Genomic DNA, 14,191 nt, shown 5'->3' with positions numbered 1-14,191 from the left:
AAAATCAGATTCATTCATTTCTGGGAGCCATATCCAATGTGTGCGACTAAGAATCCCCACTTTAATAAATTGATTGTGTGTTGTATGTACGGCAGCAGACATCTGTACGACATACTGGATGATGAAGCGATATTTACCAGCAGTGTGGCTAATTGAGCCACGTCTTATTTACCCTAACAAGCTATTGCGTGGTAAAACAGATAAACCAACGAGTAACTTGTAGTTACAGTAAATAGTTTTAATTAAGCCAAATAGATTAACTTAGAAGGAAATCCACATGACATCATCAGGAACATGCCCCATCGCTCATGGAGCGAATATAGAGTCCGGCAACACACCGATGGCATGGTGGCCAAAATCACTCAATCTGGACATCCTTCATCAACAAGATGTGAAGACTAACCCAATGGGCCCATCCTTTAATTATCGAAATGAATTAAAAAAGTTAGACATCCAAGCGCTTAAAAAGGATATGACTGATCTGATGACCAATAGCCAGGATTGGTGGCCAGCAGACTGGGGACATTACGGTGGTCTCATGATTCGCTTGGCATGGCACTCTGCAGGCAGTTATCGCATTGCTGACGGTCGTGGTGGCGCAGGATCTGGCAACCAACGATTTGCACCATTAAATTCATGGCCAGACAATACGAATCTGGATAAAGCACGTCGCCTCCTATGGCCTATTAAAAAGAAATATGGCAATAAGATCAGTTGGGCTGACTTAATGATCCTGGCTGGAACCATTGCTTATGAATCCATGGGGCTTAAGACATTTGGCTTCTCGTTTGGTCGTGAAGATATTTGGCATCCAGAAAAAGAGACTTACTGGGGCTCCGAAAAGGAATGGTTGCAAAAAAGTGGTGGTGAAGGCAGTCGCTACAGCGGTGAGCGTGTTTTAGAAAATCCTTTAGCTGCTGTCATGATGGGGCTCATCTATGTCAACCCGGAAGGGGTGGATGGCAATCCAGATCCACTCAAAACTGCACAAGATATTCGGGTGACTTTTGCTCGCATGGCGATGAATGATGTGGAAACGGTTGCTCTTACTGCTGGCGGACATACTGTGGGTAAAGCCCACGGTAATGGCAATGCTGACAATTTAGGCCCAGCTCCAGAAGGCGCTCCAATTGATGAACAAGGACTTGGCTGGATAAATCACAAGACTCGCGGTATTGGCAGAGATACCGTTACCAGTGGTATTGAAGGCGCATGGACACCGCATCCAACCCAATGGGATAGCGACTATTTCCGCCTGTTACTCAATTACGAATGGAAGCTGACAAAGAGCACCGCAGGTGCTTGGCAATACGAGCCTATCGATATTAAGGAAGAAGATAGATCGGTAGATGTTGAAGATCCATCGATTCTTACTACCCCAATGATGACCGATGCAGATATGGCCATGAAAATGGATCCAGCCTATCGAAAAATCTCTGAAATATTCAGTAAAGACCAAGCCTACTTCTCAGAAACCTTTGCCAGAGCTTGGTATAAGTTAACTCACCGTGATATGGGTCCCAAAGCCAGATACTTTGGACCAGATGTACCTAAGGAAGAGTTGATCTGGCAAGACCCAATACCACTTGGTCCAAAAGACTACGGAGTCGAAGCAGTTAAGACCAAGATTAAATCCAGCGGTCTATCCATTAGCGATATGGTGACAACTGCATGGGATAGTGCTCGCACCTTTAGGGGATCTGATAAACGCGGTGGTGCCAATGGAGCGCGCATTCGTTTAGCACCCCAAAAAGACTGGGCAGGCAACGAACCTGAGCGCTTAGCAAGGGTTCTCGCGATCTACGAGAAAATTGCGAAAGATTGTGGAGTGAGCATTGCCGATACGATCGTTCTCGCAGGCAACGTGGGTATAGAGCAAGCTACTAAAGCTGCTGGCTTCAATATTGCTGTTCCGTTTACACCTGGTCGCGGTGATGCTACTCAAGAGATGACTGATATTGAGTCATTCGAAGTGCTGGAACCACTCGCCGATGGATATCGCAACTGGCTAAAAGAGCATTACGTAGTTCAGCCTGAGGAATTACTGCTAGACCGTACGCAATTAATGGGGTTAACCGCACAAGAAATGACGGCGCTAGTAGGTGGTATGCGTGTACTAGGCACGAATTATGGCGGCATAAATGATGGTGTGTTTACAGATAAAGTGGGTACATTAAGCAACGATTTCTTTGTCAACCTGACTGACATGAGTTACTCGTGGAAACCTACTGGCCGAAATAGCTACGACATTGTTGAACGCGGCACAGGTAAAACAAAATGGACCGCTACCCGAGCAGATCTAGTTTTTGGATCAAACTCGGTCTTACGTGCTTACGCAGAGGTCTATGCTCAAGACGATAATAAACAGAAATTTGCAAGCGACTTTATTGCAGCCTGGACTAAGGTAATGAACGCAGATCTTTTTAGTTAACTATTTGTTACTAGAAGGGATGGGATGGGGGCTGAATATAGCCCCTATTTTTGTAACAATTTAATAGCGGATGCAAGGGCTTATTGCGTAGCTTGGACCATGCAGTCAGAGAGCAAAGCTATGCGCTTATAGGCCTGATTTGTAGGTGTAACCCTCTTCTTACGGCCATCTTCCTGCTCCACAAGCTCGATGTAGCCAATGGAATGCAAATTTTTTAAGCGGCCATGCAGTGTCGCCTGTGATCCCAATGAGCTCAAATTTAAAAGATCGCCTACGAGGATGAGACTTCCTAAGTCATCGTCAATCATAATTTGATTCAATAACAATTTTTCTATTGAATCCAGACTCCGGATTTTGCTCTTAGTAGTCATTACTGCAACTAAATTAAGAAACCGAATGTAGGCATTAGGCTTTTTCATGATGCTATTTCATCCTGTTCGCTCATTCTCAAAACAAGCTTTTAATATTCTCGTGTGCCCAGCCCATCAGGTGCTGATTCTCGTTTTTGCTCAATTCAGCCATTAGATTCGGGCTTAAGGTGATGCCACCATCCTCGCCATGAGAAAACGGGATATTTTCATATGGGTAGCGTTTATCGCCGCCATGTAAGTCATAGACGATATCTAGCAACTGAACAGCATGCTCTGAATACAAATCCTCTGAAGAACCCATTTTTAACCACCCTTCGTCATCAAATACAGTTAGTGAATACTCAGAGTAAGACAAGGTCATCAATCGATCTGTTCGTTACCAAACATACGGCTTCGAAATAAAGCCTAGTTACTGGGCTGAGTGTTCTGACCCATAGTTCGCCCTCGTACAGACGATCAATTGACGCTGATTCATTATTTCGAGTGTGGTGTTGCAAAACACCGTCCCAAGAAATTTGACCCCATTGAATGAAAAAAGATGTCTACTACCTCTAGTTACGCTGCTCAATCCGCAACATCATTACTGGCGCCCTTCAAGATCGATAGAAGAGATCTAGGTGTTAATGACGTCAAAATTGATATCGAATTCTGCGGGGTTTGCCACACAGATATTCATTATGCAAAAAATGAGTGGGGTAGTACGCACTATCCCGTCGTCCCCGGCCATGAGATTATTGGCAAAGTAGCAGCCCTAGGATCGGCAGTGAAACACCTCAAAATCGGTCAAAGGGTAGGCGCGGGCTACATGGCTGGATCATGCCATCAATGCCCCTCTTGTAAAGCCCATCTTGAGCAATATTGTCTAAAAGGTTTTACGACAATCTTCAATAGCCCCACAAAGGATCCTGGAGGCTTTGCTTATGGTGGCTATGCAAAAAACATTGTGCTTGACCAGCATTTTGTCTTATCAGTCCCAACCGGATTGGATCCCGCTGGTGCTGCTCCACTTCTATGCGCTGGTATCACGACCTATTCCCCATTAATGCATTGGGGGGTCAAACCGGGTATGACTGTAGGCATTATTGGCCTGGGAGGGCTGGGGCACTTGGGAATAAAACTCTCCCATGCCATGGGCGCAAAAACCATCATGATCACTACATCCAAAACAAAGGCTTTGGATGCCATTAAGCTAGGGGCGGATGAAGCACTCATATCGACCGACAAAATAGCGATGAACAGAATGCTGAATCAATTTGATTTTTTACTCAATACCATTCCTGTACCGCACGACTTTAACCCATACCTACGCTTATTGAAGCTCGATGGGACGATGTGTATCGTAGGTTCGATTGGCCCTACAGCTGAGCTCAATACGGAGCCTCTAGTCTATGGACGCAGAAGTATTGCTGGTTCTATAGTGGGTAGCATCACAGAGACCCAAGAAATGCTCTACTTTTGCGCTAAGCATCACATTACTGCCAACATTGAAATCATCAAAATGAATGAAATTAATGTGGCCTTTGAACGTATGCTAAAGGGTGATATTAAATACCGGTTTGTAATTGATATGAGTAGCCTAAGCGTCACGTAATAGAACCGAAAGAACTGACCTAGTTGGAAGGCTTGATAGTAAAACAGCCACCCGAATGAACTGACCCCCAAAAGTTGGACGTTATGTCCAACCAAGGGGGTTTTGTTTTATGAGCAAGTACAGCAAGCAGTTCAAGCTAAAGGTAGTTAAAGAGTTTCTAAAGTCAGGTGGTCTTAAGCGGGTAAGTCACTTATTTGAGATTAGTCACTCAGATGTCCGCAAATGGGCTTTAGCCTATCAAGCACGTGGCCATAGTGGTCTTAATCCTAGCTACCAACGCCACTCCCCGCAGTTCAAAGTACAGGTTCTAGAGTACATGGCACAGTATCAGATATCAGCTAGGCCAGCTGCTGCCCACTTTGGGATTGGTAGTATGACCACCATTTTGCAATGGCAAAAACTCTACAATGAAGGCGGTATTACAGCCCTTGCCAATCGACAGAGAGGACAACCGCCGATGTCCCAATTTAATATCAAAGCATTACTCAAAAAGCCTATCTCGGAGCTCACGCCGGCAGAGTTGCGAAGACGTTTGGGGTATGCCGAAGCACAGGCTGCCTACCTAAAAAAGTTAGAAGCCTTAGCTCAGAGCAAAGCAGTAAAAGAGAACAAGCCCAAGTAATTACTGAGCTAAGGCCGCATTACCGTTTACCAGACTTACTACTCATCGCCAAGATGGCTAAAAGCGTTTACTACTACTGGCGGGCAGCCAGTAGTAAAGCTGATCCTTATCAGGGGGCTAAAGAGCATATCACCCAGATCTTTAATGCCCATCGGGGTCGCTATGGCTATCGGCGGGTACATTTAGAGCTGCGTAATCAACAGCAATACCTAAACCACAAGACCGTGCAAAAGCTGATGGGCCAACTAGGACTGAAGTCCCTTGTGAGGCCCAAGCGCTATCAGTCTTATAAGGGGTCTGTGGGTAAGGCAGCCCCTAACTTGTTAGAGCGCAACTTTATAGCTAAAGCACCCAATCAAAAGTGGGTGACTGATGTGACTGAGTTCAATATCAAGGGCGAGCGAGTTTATCTCTCACCCATCCTGGATCTATATAACCAAGAGATCATCTCCTATGAGATTGCTGATCGACCACAGATTAGCTCAGTAATGCAGATGCTAAAGAGCGCCTTCAAACGACTCAAGAATGAAGACAGGCCAGTATTGCACTCAGACCAGGGCTGGCAATACCAAATGGGGCTGTATCAACAGGCCCTACACCAGCAAGGCATTACTCAAAGCATGTCTAGAAAAGGTAACTGCTTAGACAACGCAGTTATGGAAAACTGGTTTGGGATTATGAAGACCGAGTTCTTCTATCGGAAGAGGTTTGAAAGTGTCGAATCATTTAAAGCAGAACTAAAGAAATATATCCACTACTACAACCATGATCGAATCAAACAAAAACTAAAGGGATTAAGCCCGGTAAATTACCGAACCCAATCCCTCGTGCTAACCTAACTAAACTGTCCAACTTTTGGGGGTCAGTTCACGCGGGGTGGCTGCTCCTTACATCATAGTCAGCTTACATCCTGACGATGTGCCAAGCTCCATTGAGAGCATTGTCGCCATTACGCTCACCAGGTTTTTTATCTAATGAGTAGTAATACAACGGCTTTCCTTTGTAAGCAAACTGCTGCTTGCCATCATCACGTTTAATGATTGAATAGCTACCATAGGAAGTAGAGTTCACATCAACCAATAAAGGAGGCCAGTTGATTGCACAACCTCCATTGCAAGTTGATTTTCCAGAACCAGCCTGATCGCCATCAAAGGTGTATAGAGTCATGTTATTGGTGCTAACAAGTACTCCATCTTCCGTCTTGACAATACTCTGACCGCCCGATAATGAGACACAAGCAGCCAAACTACTGACAACTAGCATTGCAAAGCCAAGTTTTTTGAAAATATTCATATCGATCCTTTTATATGAAATGTAAATGGACTGTTAAAGCTTGCTCTTCACATCAGACTTAATGTCACCGAGACCTGCTTGTACTTTTCCAATATTCTTTTGAACAATGCCCTCAGTCTCAAGAGACTTATTGCCAACAATATTGCCCGCAACTTCTTTTACTGCGCCCTTAACTTCTTCAATGCGGCCTTTAACTTGATCTTTATTCATGGAAATCTCCTTGTAGAACGTTAGACTACGAAACTGCTAAATAATGAATACTGATTACTTGTAAAAAGGGTTATTGCTGCCCTTCACACGCATATCATTTTTTACAGAAGTCACTCCAGGCACACCCTTAGCGACTTCGACTGCTTTGTTAGTTTGAGCAATGGAACTGACGAAGCCACTTAACTGAACTTCACCTTTGAATGTTTCAACAGAAATTTCTGAGGATTTCAATGTAGGCTCGTTGAAAATAGCAGTCTTCACTTTGGCAGTAAGAACGCTGTTATCGACATATTGCCCAGTGCTCTCCTTGGTTTCTGTTGCTGCGCAGGCAGTAAGAGAAATCAAGATACCGGTGAATGCTAAAACAGAGATTTTTTTAATTAGGCTCATTTGATTCTTTCATGTGTAAGCGGTTGACTAATTGAAGGCGTCAACAAATCCTTAGGTACATGCAAACCATATTCTCTAAATACTTTTTTGAATGTTCGGCATCAAACATAAGAAATTTATTTTTAATGTGCGTTAACAGACAGACCAAACCTACCGCCCCCCCTATTCTTCGCCAGGTAACTACCTCTTATATTAGGAAATAAAAAATGAACAAGAAATTATTAGCAGCCGCACTTTTTTCAGTTGCAGCCACAGGCGCAATGGCTCAGGCCAATCCGTTTGAAGGCCCCTCAGTTGGCGTTTCTGTGAGCTCAGTTGGTGGAAGCACTGATTTATCAGGCACTCGATCAGCTAATATGGGTCAGCAATCAGTAGTGCCTACTGTTGAAGCTGGATATGCATTTGGCGTTAGCAAAGAAATTGCCTTGGGCCTTGCTGGAACCTATGACTTAGCAGATACTAAAGGTGGTACATCAGGCACCGCTAACCTAGTTGGTAAAAAACATTGGAGTATTAACTTTAAGCCGGGCTACGTACTTGGTACGAGCACTATGCTGTACGCATTGCTTGGTTATAACCGCATGCAAGGCACCTTTAATGATCTAGGCGTCTCAGGCGCAAGCAATCTTAACGGTATTGGTTATGGTATCGGACTTCAGGCTTTGTTAGACAAAAATGTGTATGTCAAAATTGAAGGTCAACAAGTTAAGTACAACACTGCAAATGTATCCGGTATCACTTATAAGCCAAGTACAACTATTGCAACCATAGGTATTGGTTACAAATTCTAATTACTCCTTTTCATCTCAGCTTACTCGGGATGTTTATAAGCCACTTCATTTAGAAGTGGCTTTTTTCTTGTTAATTTATTTGTAAGAAATAATTATTTACGTTTATGTATGCCAACAGACCCATGCTAATGGATGGCAATCTTATAGTGACTTGTGAGCCATTTTTTGACTTGCATGAATAGAGAATCCTCTACTTATATCCTTAGGAGAAATACATGACACTTGATAACAAAAACCAGCACCAAACATCCACATCGGCTCACCAAGATCATCTGAAGGCTGCTGAACATTGCGATGCAGCTTCAATGGCTCATAAAGAAGCTGCTAAACATGCTGAGGCTGGCGATGCTAAACATGCCGGTTTTCATGCTGCTGTAGCTCAAGGCCACACTTTGCATGCCAATGAACATAGTGAAATGGCCTGCAAAAAAACTGCAGCGGCTGCTCCAGCGATGAAGTAATTGGCCTAATACCCAATTGATTGCAGCTTTTGGCTAAAAATGAGACCTGCTTTTCAGGTTTAGCCTAGACCCACCTTCAATTTGGTGGGTTTTTTATTGCCTGAATCAGCGTTATGTTCGGTGACGTACATATTAAAATAGTATCAAGATGTATATTTAGTTACATAAACCATCATCGAACTCTGAACGGCGCAATGGAAACTAAAGCTCTAAAAGACCGTAATTACCTTTTCCATTCAATTCCTAATGCTGATTGGGAAAGATTGTTGCCCCATATTGAGCCCGTAGACCTTCCTCTGGGGAAAGTGTTGTATGAGCCAGGCACAAAAATGAGTCATGTTTATTTCCCTTCTACAGCTATCGTCTCCCTGCTCTATGCCTTAGAAAACGGCTCTTCAGCTGAGATAGCCGTAGTTGGCAATGAAGGCGCAGTAGGTATCTCGATTTTTATGGGTGGTGAATCGACCACTAGTAGAGCGGTCGTACAGAGCGCAGGAAAAGGTTACCGCATTAAATCCTCTCTCATTTTGGCTGAATTCAATCAGTCAGGCCCCATCATGCATTTACTTTTACGCTACACCCAAGCCTTAATTACCCAAATGTCTCAAACTGCTGTGTGCAATCGCCATCACACTTTAGATCAGCAGTTTTGTCGCTGGCTGCTCTTGAGCCTCGATCGCTTAACTAGCAATGAACTCATCATGACGCAAGAGCTGATCGCTAATATGCTCGGCGTTCGCAGAGAAGGTGTTACAGAAGCTGCGTTGAAGGTGCAGGCAGCCGGTCTCATTCAATATGCGCGGGGCCATATCACTATCTTAGATCGCGCAGGACTTGAGCATCGTACTTGCGAATGCTATCAAGTCGTGAAAACGGAATATCAGCGTCTTCTTCCAGAAAAAATGGCCGTTTAGTTCTCTAGCAGACAGACGGGGCTCTACCGCAGGCCGATACTAATATCGGGACAGTAATTACTGTGACTATTCAAACTTTATCATCAAGATAGAGTGATATATCTAACCCCGAGGTTACAGTACATGAGCAAGAATAATCTAATCAACTCACTCCCAAAAGAGACGCAGGAGCTTGTCCTAGCCAAAGCCGATCTCGTCATCCTCACCTTATCGGACAATATTTGTGTGTTTGATAAACCAGTGGAGAATTTGTATTTTCCGATTGATGGGTTTATTTCAATAACCCAGAGTATTGATAAACATCCTCCGATTGAAATCGGAATGATTGGTAGAGAAGGCATGCTGGGTGCCGAGGTAATCCTCGGTAGCATGACAAATCCCTTTGGAGCCTTAGTACAAGGCTCGGGAAACGCGTGGAAGATGGGTGTGAATGATTTTTTAACTCATATTAAAAACATCCCAGAATTTGAAGCGATTGTGGATAGCTATCTAACGGTCCGCATTAACCAGCTCGGCCTATCGGCAGCCTGTGAACATTTTCATGAAATAGGCCCGCGCCTAGCCAAATGGCTCCTGATGAGTCAAGATCGGGCCCACTCACCCACCTTTCAGATGACACATGAGTTTATTGCACTCATGTTGGGAGTGCGTCGCGTAGGAATCACCACCACTGCTGCAGATTTTCGCAGAAGAGGCTTGATTGAATACCACCGCGGGGAAATGAAAGTTATCAATCGTTCAGCACTCAAAGCTGAGGCCTGTAGTTGCTACCAAAAAAATAGAAAAATATATTCCTCTGTCATCGGCTAGAGATAAATTATTTTTATTGGTGTGCGCTACTTTCCAAGTATGAATAAACGGCTTTCCGTATGGCGCTAATTGTATTGGTACTAGTTCAAATTAGGTCTTCTATGTTCGATGTAGCACAGACCATTCGCAATACTTCCTTCAAAGTGAAGATCTATTTCATGCAAAGGAAGTACTCATGCGTCACTTCTTCCAACACCACCTTGGATCCACCTTCAGAATCCTGCTGATTTCCTTAGTTATCGCAATATCTGCGATTGAGCTTCTATCAGTAGCCTTAAATCATATTGAGTCTCAGTCACCGACCCAAGGAATTGCAGCGCTGACTAGCAAGGCAGCATCATGAAAATCAATTACATCCATATCGGCATATTGTTGATGGCAGCACAATCGACCTTGGCAGCCCCACCAGTGGGTAGTGCAATACCTTTATTTCAAATTCCACCAGCACCTATTCAACGTAATGAAGCGCCTAAAATTGAAATAGATAGGCCAACAACCCCTCCTCCTAGTGCAGTTGCAGATACTAAAACGATTCGCGTTAACGAAATCCAGATCAGGGGTGAAAAGGTCTATGAAGAATCCGAATTAATTGCCCTCACAGGCTTTGTTCCTGGAAGCGACTTGACGCTGACAGACCTTCGCTTCATGACAGTAAAAATTGCCGATTTTTATCGCGAGCGCGGTTACTTTCTGGCTCAAGCCTATCTGCCAGCACAAACTATTAAGAATGGTGTCGTGACAATTACCGTCATTGTTGGTGAATATGGGAATGTCACCATCAACAACCAAACTCGACTTTCCGATGGAATAGCCAATAATCTAATAAGTGGTCTGGATAGCGGTGATTTGATTGAGTCTGGCCCGCTAGAAACAAGACTGCTCTTGCTTTCCGATGTGCCTGGTGTAATTGTTAATTCAACGCTAGTACCAGGCTCGACACCAGGAACCTCGGATTTAAATGTGGACTTAACACCGGGACCACTCGTTTCAGGAAGTATCGAAGGCGATAATGCTGGCCTACCAGCCACTGGTGCCTTTCGCCTAGGTGCCACAGTAAATATCAATAACTTAGCTGGACTTGGAGATGTAGCCAGTCTTCGCGTCTTAAGCTCTGGCCCTGGGATGACTTATGGTCGTGCTTCATATCAAATCCAAGCAGGACGGGGCACAGTAGGAGTTGCTTATACACAGATCAACTATGCCTTAGGTAAGCAATACTCAGATTTAGGAATACATGGCAGCGCTAAGATTGCCAGCGTTTATGGTAGCTACCCACTGATTCGTTCGCGTGCAACCAATCTATATGCTCAATTGGGATTGGATTCTCGGGCCTATCAAGAGAACTTTGATAGTGCTGATGACATTGTCTACCCCAAAACTACCGATAAACATGCCAATGTATTGATGCCCGGAATATACGGAGACCATCGCGACTCTTTTGGGGGTGGTGGCCTTACTAGCTACGGTGCTGTCTGGTCCTTTGGAAATCTAAATATACAAACTGCTGCTGCACGTGCTATTGATAGTCGTAGTCAAGGTCCCAAGACTAACGGTGCGTATAACAAACTTGCCTTTAACGGCATGAGATTGCAGAACGTTATGGATACGCCATTTTCACTCTACGGTGCAGTTAATGGGCAGATTGCATCCAAGAATTTAAATATCTGGGAGAAGATGGAACTTGGTGGAATGTATGGTGTTAGAGCTTATCCTGCCGGCACTGCTTTTGGAGACCAAGGTTACATCGTGAACTTGGAAGTACGTTACCTATTACCAGCATGGTCTGCACCTATTCCTGGAAGAGTGAGTCTGATTGCGCTTTATGACACGGGTAGTGTGATTTACAACAAGAATCCTTTAGAGGCTGGTAATAACACCGTCACTTTAAACGGTGCAGGGGTCGGCTTGACATGGGCAGACTTAAACAACTTTACCGTTAAGGGCTATTACGCTCACAAGATTGGAAATACGCCAGCGACTCTCAATACCAGCGCAACCGGTCAGTTTTGGATACAACTCGTTAAATATTTTTGATTAAAACAAAATCAAACAGTAGAGCAAGACTATTTCAATATGGAAAAAGATCATGAAAACAATTACTAATCTGACGATGGTTCAATCTAGGGTTAAACCTTCAGCCCGCCTCACCCTTGCTCTAGCCCTCTTTTGCGCCAGCCTTGCTCAGGCTGCCCCAGTCGGTGGTGTGGTGACTTCGGGTACTGCGTCTATCAACTCTGCTGGAAGTACGACTACGATTAATCAATCGACTCCTAAAGCCGTTATTCAGTGGCAAGGATTTAATATTGGTGCTGGCGAATCTGTTCGATTTAATCAACCTAGCAGTAGCTCAATCGCCCTTAATCGGATCATGGGATCAGATGGTACTCGCATTATGGGCAACCTCTCTGCTAATGGCCGCGTGTTTTTAATCAATCCTAACGGCATCCTCTTTGGCGCTGGATCCCAGGTCAATGTGGGCGGCATGGTGGCCTCTACCCTAGGGATGACCGATAGCAACTTCTTAGCTGGTAACTATCGCTTTGCTGGCAATAGTACCGCTTCTATCGGTAACCAAGGCAATCTAGCAACCAATGTCGATGGTGGCTATATTGCCCTCCTCGGGGCCAATGTCAGCAATACCGGCGTGATTACTGCACGGTTAGGCACGGTTGCTTTAGCAGCGGGCAATGGACTAACGCTCGATGTTGCCGGAGACCGCTTGCTCAATGTCAGCGTTGATCAAGGTGCAGTCAATGCATTGGTCAGCAATGGTCATCTCATCATGGCCGATGGTGGACAAGTCCTGATGACAGCGCGGGGAGCTAGTAGCCTACTCTCAAATGCTGTTAACAATACCGGTCTTATCCAAGCGCAATCCATTAATAATGCCAATGGATCCATCGTGCTTAGTGCCGGGCCTGATGCTGGGGTAGTGAGCGTGAGTGGCAAACTCAATGCCTCTGGAACAAGGGCTGGTCAAACTGGTGGTTCAGTGCAATTATTAGGGGGTACAGTCAATCTGACTAATGCCAACATCAATGTCAGTGGTGATGCTGGTGGTGGCCAAGCGCTAGTGGGGGGCAATTTTATTGGTGCCGGCCCTCAACCGAACTCACTCTTCACCAATATGAATAGCGCAAGCGTAATTAATGCTGACGCACTCCAGACAGGTAGTGGCGGCAGGATAGCATTATGGTCAGACAATACAACGGTTGTTGCTGGCACCTTAACAGCTCGCGGCGGAGTACTGTCAGGTGATGGTGGTTTTATTGAAACCTCCGGTAAGCATCTTATCCTCACAGATACTGCATACGTCAACACCCTAGCACCTCGAGGTAGAACTGGGATGTGGTTGTTGGATCCGGTAAATTGGACTATCGCCGATAGCGGTGGTGATGAAACCCCCGCACAAGTCACGACAAGTCTAGCAAGCAGTGATAGAACGATTGATGCCACGAATGACATCACAGTTAATAGCCCGATCACCTGGTCAACATCACAAGCCCTTACCTTAGATGCAGGCCATGATATTAATATCAATGCCGCTATTACCGGAAGTACCGCTGGTGCAAGACTAAATCTGATTGCTGGTCATGATGTAGTGATAACTTCAGCTCCTGCAGGCACTCTAACCACTAGCGGTGCGGGCAATCAAATAAACATTACCGCGGTCAACAATATCATTGCCCCAGCAGCAACATTTACTTCTAGCGCATCAGCTGGTAATCAAGTGAATATGACTGCAGGAAATAATATTAGCGTTGGCACTGTAACTACGACAGGATCTGCGTCCTTCATCTCGGGAAACAATGGGACTGGGGCTGGTACCCTGACAATTGGTACAGCTGTCACTGCTCCCAGCACGCTCATTCGTTTTAATCCTGTTAATTACACAACTACCAATGCTGAAGTGGCAGCTTATCTACTGAAAATAACCGCCACATCAACTGATATAAAAGCGTGGGTGTACTTGCAGGGGAATGATAAGGTCTATGATCAGTCTACAGCTGCCACACTCAGCTTTGTAGGTACGCCAACTAATACTAGTGCGGTAACCTTAGTCCCTGGTACAGCAACTTTTAATAATGAAAATGCTGGTGTTAATAAAGCGGTAGCCTACACAGGCTACAGTCTTGGTGGAACTAGTACTAATCTAGCGCTGTATGCACCAACAGGTAATACAACCGCCACCATTACCCCAGCACCATTATTGGTAAGCGCTACTGGTATTAATAAGGTCTATGACGGTAATACGACTGCAACTGTCAATCTGAGTACAACACCGCTGGCTGGCGATACGGTTTCTT

The 14,191-nt window shown here is 44.8% G+C and carries 15 protein-coding genes; 10 read left to right on the top strand and 5 right to left on the bottom strand.

Translation table 11 applies throughout. The features are described from left to right. Positions 1-277 precede the first annotated feature (277 nt). Entirely contained in the window at positions 278-2,431 is a 2,154-nt protein-coding gene (katG, locus tag DN92_RS01855) for a catalase/peroxidase HPI (RefSeq protein ID WP_173959650.1), read from the top strand. Between the two features lie 80 nt (positions 2,432-2,511). Here the strand turns inward: katG and DN92_RS01850 are convergent, their stop codons facing one another. Together DN92_RS01850 and DN92_RS01845 are read right to left on the bottom strand one after the other, a co-directional pair. After that, positions 2,512-2,850, bottom strand: coding sequence for a hypothetical protein (locus DN92_RS01850; protein WP_173959649.1), 339 nt, complete (start codon positions 2,848-2,850; stop codon positions 2,512-2,514). Positions 2,851-2,878: 28 nt separating this feature from the next. After that, positions 2,879-3,163 carry a hypothetical protein gene (locus tag DN92_RS01845; RefSeq protein ID WP_173959648.1) on the bottom strand — a complete coding sequence of 95 codons (285 nt, stop codon included), beginning with the start codon at positions 3,161-3,163 and terminating at the stop codon, positions 2,879-2,881. A gap of 177 nt (positions 3,164-3,340) precedes the next feature. Here DN92_RS01845 and DN92_RS01840 point away from each other — a divergent pair, with 177 nt between their 5' ends. Next, complete coding sequence (locus DN92_RS01840) at positions 3,341-4,393, top strand: NAD(P)-dependent alcohol dehydrogenase (protein ID WP_173959647.1); 1,053 nt, start codon at positions 3,341-3,343, stop codon at positions 4,391-4,393. Between the two features lie 109 nt (positions 4,394-4,502). Then, positions 4,503-5,854, top strand: a protein-coding gene (locus DN92_RS01835) for an IS3 family transposase (protein ID WP_437342746.1) whose coding sequence is annotated in 2 segments (ribosomal slippage) — positions 4,503-4,965 and positions 4,965-5,854 — 1,353 coding nt in all. Because the reading frame shifts where the segments join, the coding sequence is not laid out codon by codon here. A gap of 64 nt (positions 5,855-5,918) precedes the next feature. On the opposite strand, the gene DN92_RS01830 is transcribed toward DN92_RS01835, so the two are convergent. The 3 genes from DN92_RS01830 to DN92_RS01820 are packed head-to-tail and all read right to left on the bottom strand — an operon-like array spanning position 5,919 to position 6,908. Then, on the bottom strand, positions 5,919-6,308 hold the full coding sequence (locus tag DN92_RS01830) for a COG4315 family predicted lipoprotein (RefSeq protein WP_254598317.1): 390 nt from the start codon (positions 6,306-6,308) through the stop codon (positions 5,919-5,921). 33 nt (positions 6,309-6,341) lie between these two features. Beyond that, entirely contained in the window at positions 6,342-6,518 is a 177-nt protein-coding gene (locus DN92_RS01825) for a CsbD family protein (RefSeq protein WP_173959646.1), read from the bottom strand. Between the two features lie 54 nt (positions 6,519-6,572). Next, on the bottom strand, positions 6,573-6,908 hold the full coding sequence (locus DN92_RS01820) for a BON domain-containing protein (protein ID WP_173959645.1): 336 nt from the start codon (positions 6,906-6,908) through the stop codon (positions 6,573-6,575). Positions 6,909-7,114: 206 nt separating this feature from the next. Here DN92_RS01820 and DN92_RS01815 point away from each other — a divergent pair, with 206 nt between their 5' ends. From DN92_RS01815 to DN92_RS01785, 7 genes are all read left to right on the top strand, one after another. Beyond that, positions 7,115-7,699, top strand: a complete 585-nt coding sequence (locus DN92_RS01815; RefSeq protein ID WP_173959644.1) for an outer membrane protein — start codon at positions 7,115-7,117, stop codon at positions 7,697-7,699. A 215-nt stretch (positions 7,700-7,914) separates the two neighbouring features. Then, positions 7,915-8,160: a hypothetical protein gene (locus tag DN92_RS01810; protein ID WP_173959643.1), complete on the top strand. Its 246-nt coding sequence runs from the start codon at positions 7,915-7,917 to the stop codon at positions 8,158-8,160. Between the two features lie 194 nt (positions 8,161-8,354). After that, positions 8,355-9,074: a Crp/Fnr family transcriptional regulator gene (locus DN92_RS01805; protein ID WP_173959642.1), complete on the top strand. Its 720-nt coding sequence runs from the start codon at positions 8,355-8,357 to the stop codon at positions 9,072-9,074. A gap of 123 nt (positions 9,075-9,197) precedes the next feature. Then, complete coding sequence (locus DN92_RS01800; protein WP_173959641.1) at positions 9,198-9,884, top strand: Crp/Fnr family transcriptional regulator; 687 nt, start codon at positions 9,198-9,200, stop codon at positions 9,882-9,884. Between the two features lie 175 nt (positions 9,885-10,059). Then, positions 10,060-10,227, top strand: coding sequence for a hypothetical protein (locus DN92_RS01795; RefSeq protein WP_173959640.1), 168 nt, complete (start codon positions 10,060-10,062; stop codon positions 10,225-10,227). After that, the gene (locus tag DN92_RS01790) at positions 10,224-11,918 is read left to right on the top strand and encodes a ShlB/FhaC/HecB family hemolysin secretion/activation protein (RefSeq protein ID WP_173959639.1); all 1,695 of its coding nucleotides are present in this window, start codon (positions 10,224-10,226) and stop codon (positions 11,916-11,918) included. The genes DN92_RS01795 and DN92_RS01790 overlap by 4 nt, the downstream gene beginning before the upstream one ends. A gap of 52 nt (positions 11,919-11,970) precedes the next feature. Then, positions 11,971-14,191 (top strand): two-partner secretion domain-containing protein (locus DN92_RS01785; RefSeq protein WP_217426034.1); only part of this gene is annotated, 2,221 nt, incomplete at its 3' end.

The sequence above is a fragment of the Polynucleobacter arcticus genome (assembly GCF_013307205.1).
Taxonomy (GTDB): Bacteria; Pseudomonadota; Gammaproteobacteria; order Burkholderiales; family Burkholderiaceae; genus Polynucleobacter; species Polynucleobacter arcticus.
The sequence above is the reverse complement of the archived record's forward strand: the minus strand, read 5'-3'. Positions and strand labels throughout refer to the sequence as shown.

Bases quoted from the DNA above. Each gene is read 5' to 3' on its own strand.
- katG (WP_173959650.1), top strand. From the start codon at position 278: ATGACATCATCAGGAACATGCCCCATCGCTCATGGAGCGAATATAGAG.
- DN92_RS01810 (WP_173959643.1), top strand. From the start codon at position 7,915: ATGACACTTGATAACAAAAACCAGCACCAAACATCCACATCGGCTCAC.
- DN92_RS01790 (WP_173959639.1), top strand. From the start codon at position 10,224: ATGAAAATCAATTACATCCATATCGGCATATTGTTGATGGCAGCACAA.
- DN92_RS01795 (WP_173959640.1), top strand. From the start codon at position 10,060: ATGCGTCACTTCTTCCAACACCACCTTGGATCCACCTTCAGAATCCTG.
- DN92_RS01830 (WP_254598317.1), bottom strand. From the start codon at position 6,308: ATGAATATTTTCAAAAAACTTGGCTTTGCAATGCTAGTTGTCAGTAGT.
- DN92_RS01800 (WP_173959641.1), top strand. From the start codon at position 9,198: ATGAGCAAGAATAATCTAATCAACTCACTCCCAAAAGAGACGCAGGAG.
- DN92_RS01805 (WP_173959642.1), top strand. From the start codon at position 8,355: ATGGAAACTAAAGCTCTAAAAGACCGTAATTACCTTTTCCATTCAATT.
- DN92_RS01840 (WP_173959647.1), top strand. From the start codon at position 3,341: ATGTCTACTACCTCTAGTTACGCTGCTCAATCCGCAACATCATTACTG.
- DN92_RS01850 (WP_173959649.1), bottom strand. From the start codon at position 2,850: ATGAAAAAGCCTAATGCCTACATTCGGTTTCTTAATTTAGTTGCAGTA.
- DN92_RS01820 (WP_173959645.1), bottom strand. From the start codon at position 6,908: ATGAGCCTAATTAAAAAAATCTCTGTTTTAGCATTCACCGGTATCTTG.
- DN92_RS01845 (WP_173959648.1), bottom strand. From the start codon at position 3,163: ATGACCTTGTCTTACTCTGAGTATTCACTAACTGTATTTGATGACGAA.
- DN92_RS01825 (WP_173959646.1), bottom strand. From the start codon at position 6,518: ATGAATAAAGATCAAGTTAAAGGCCGCATTGAAGAAGTTAAGGGCGCA.
- DN92_RS01815 (WP_173959644.1), top strand. From the start codon at position 7,115: ATGAACAAGAAATTATTAGCAGCCGCACTTTTTTCAGTTGCAGCCACA.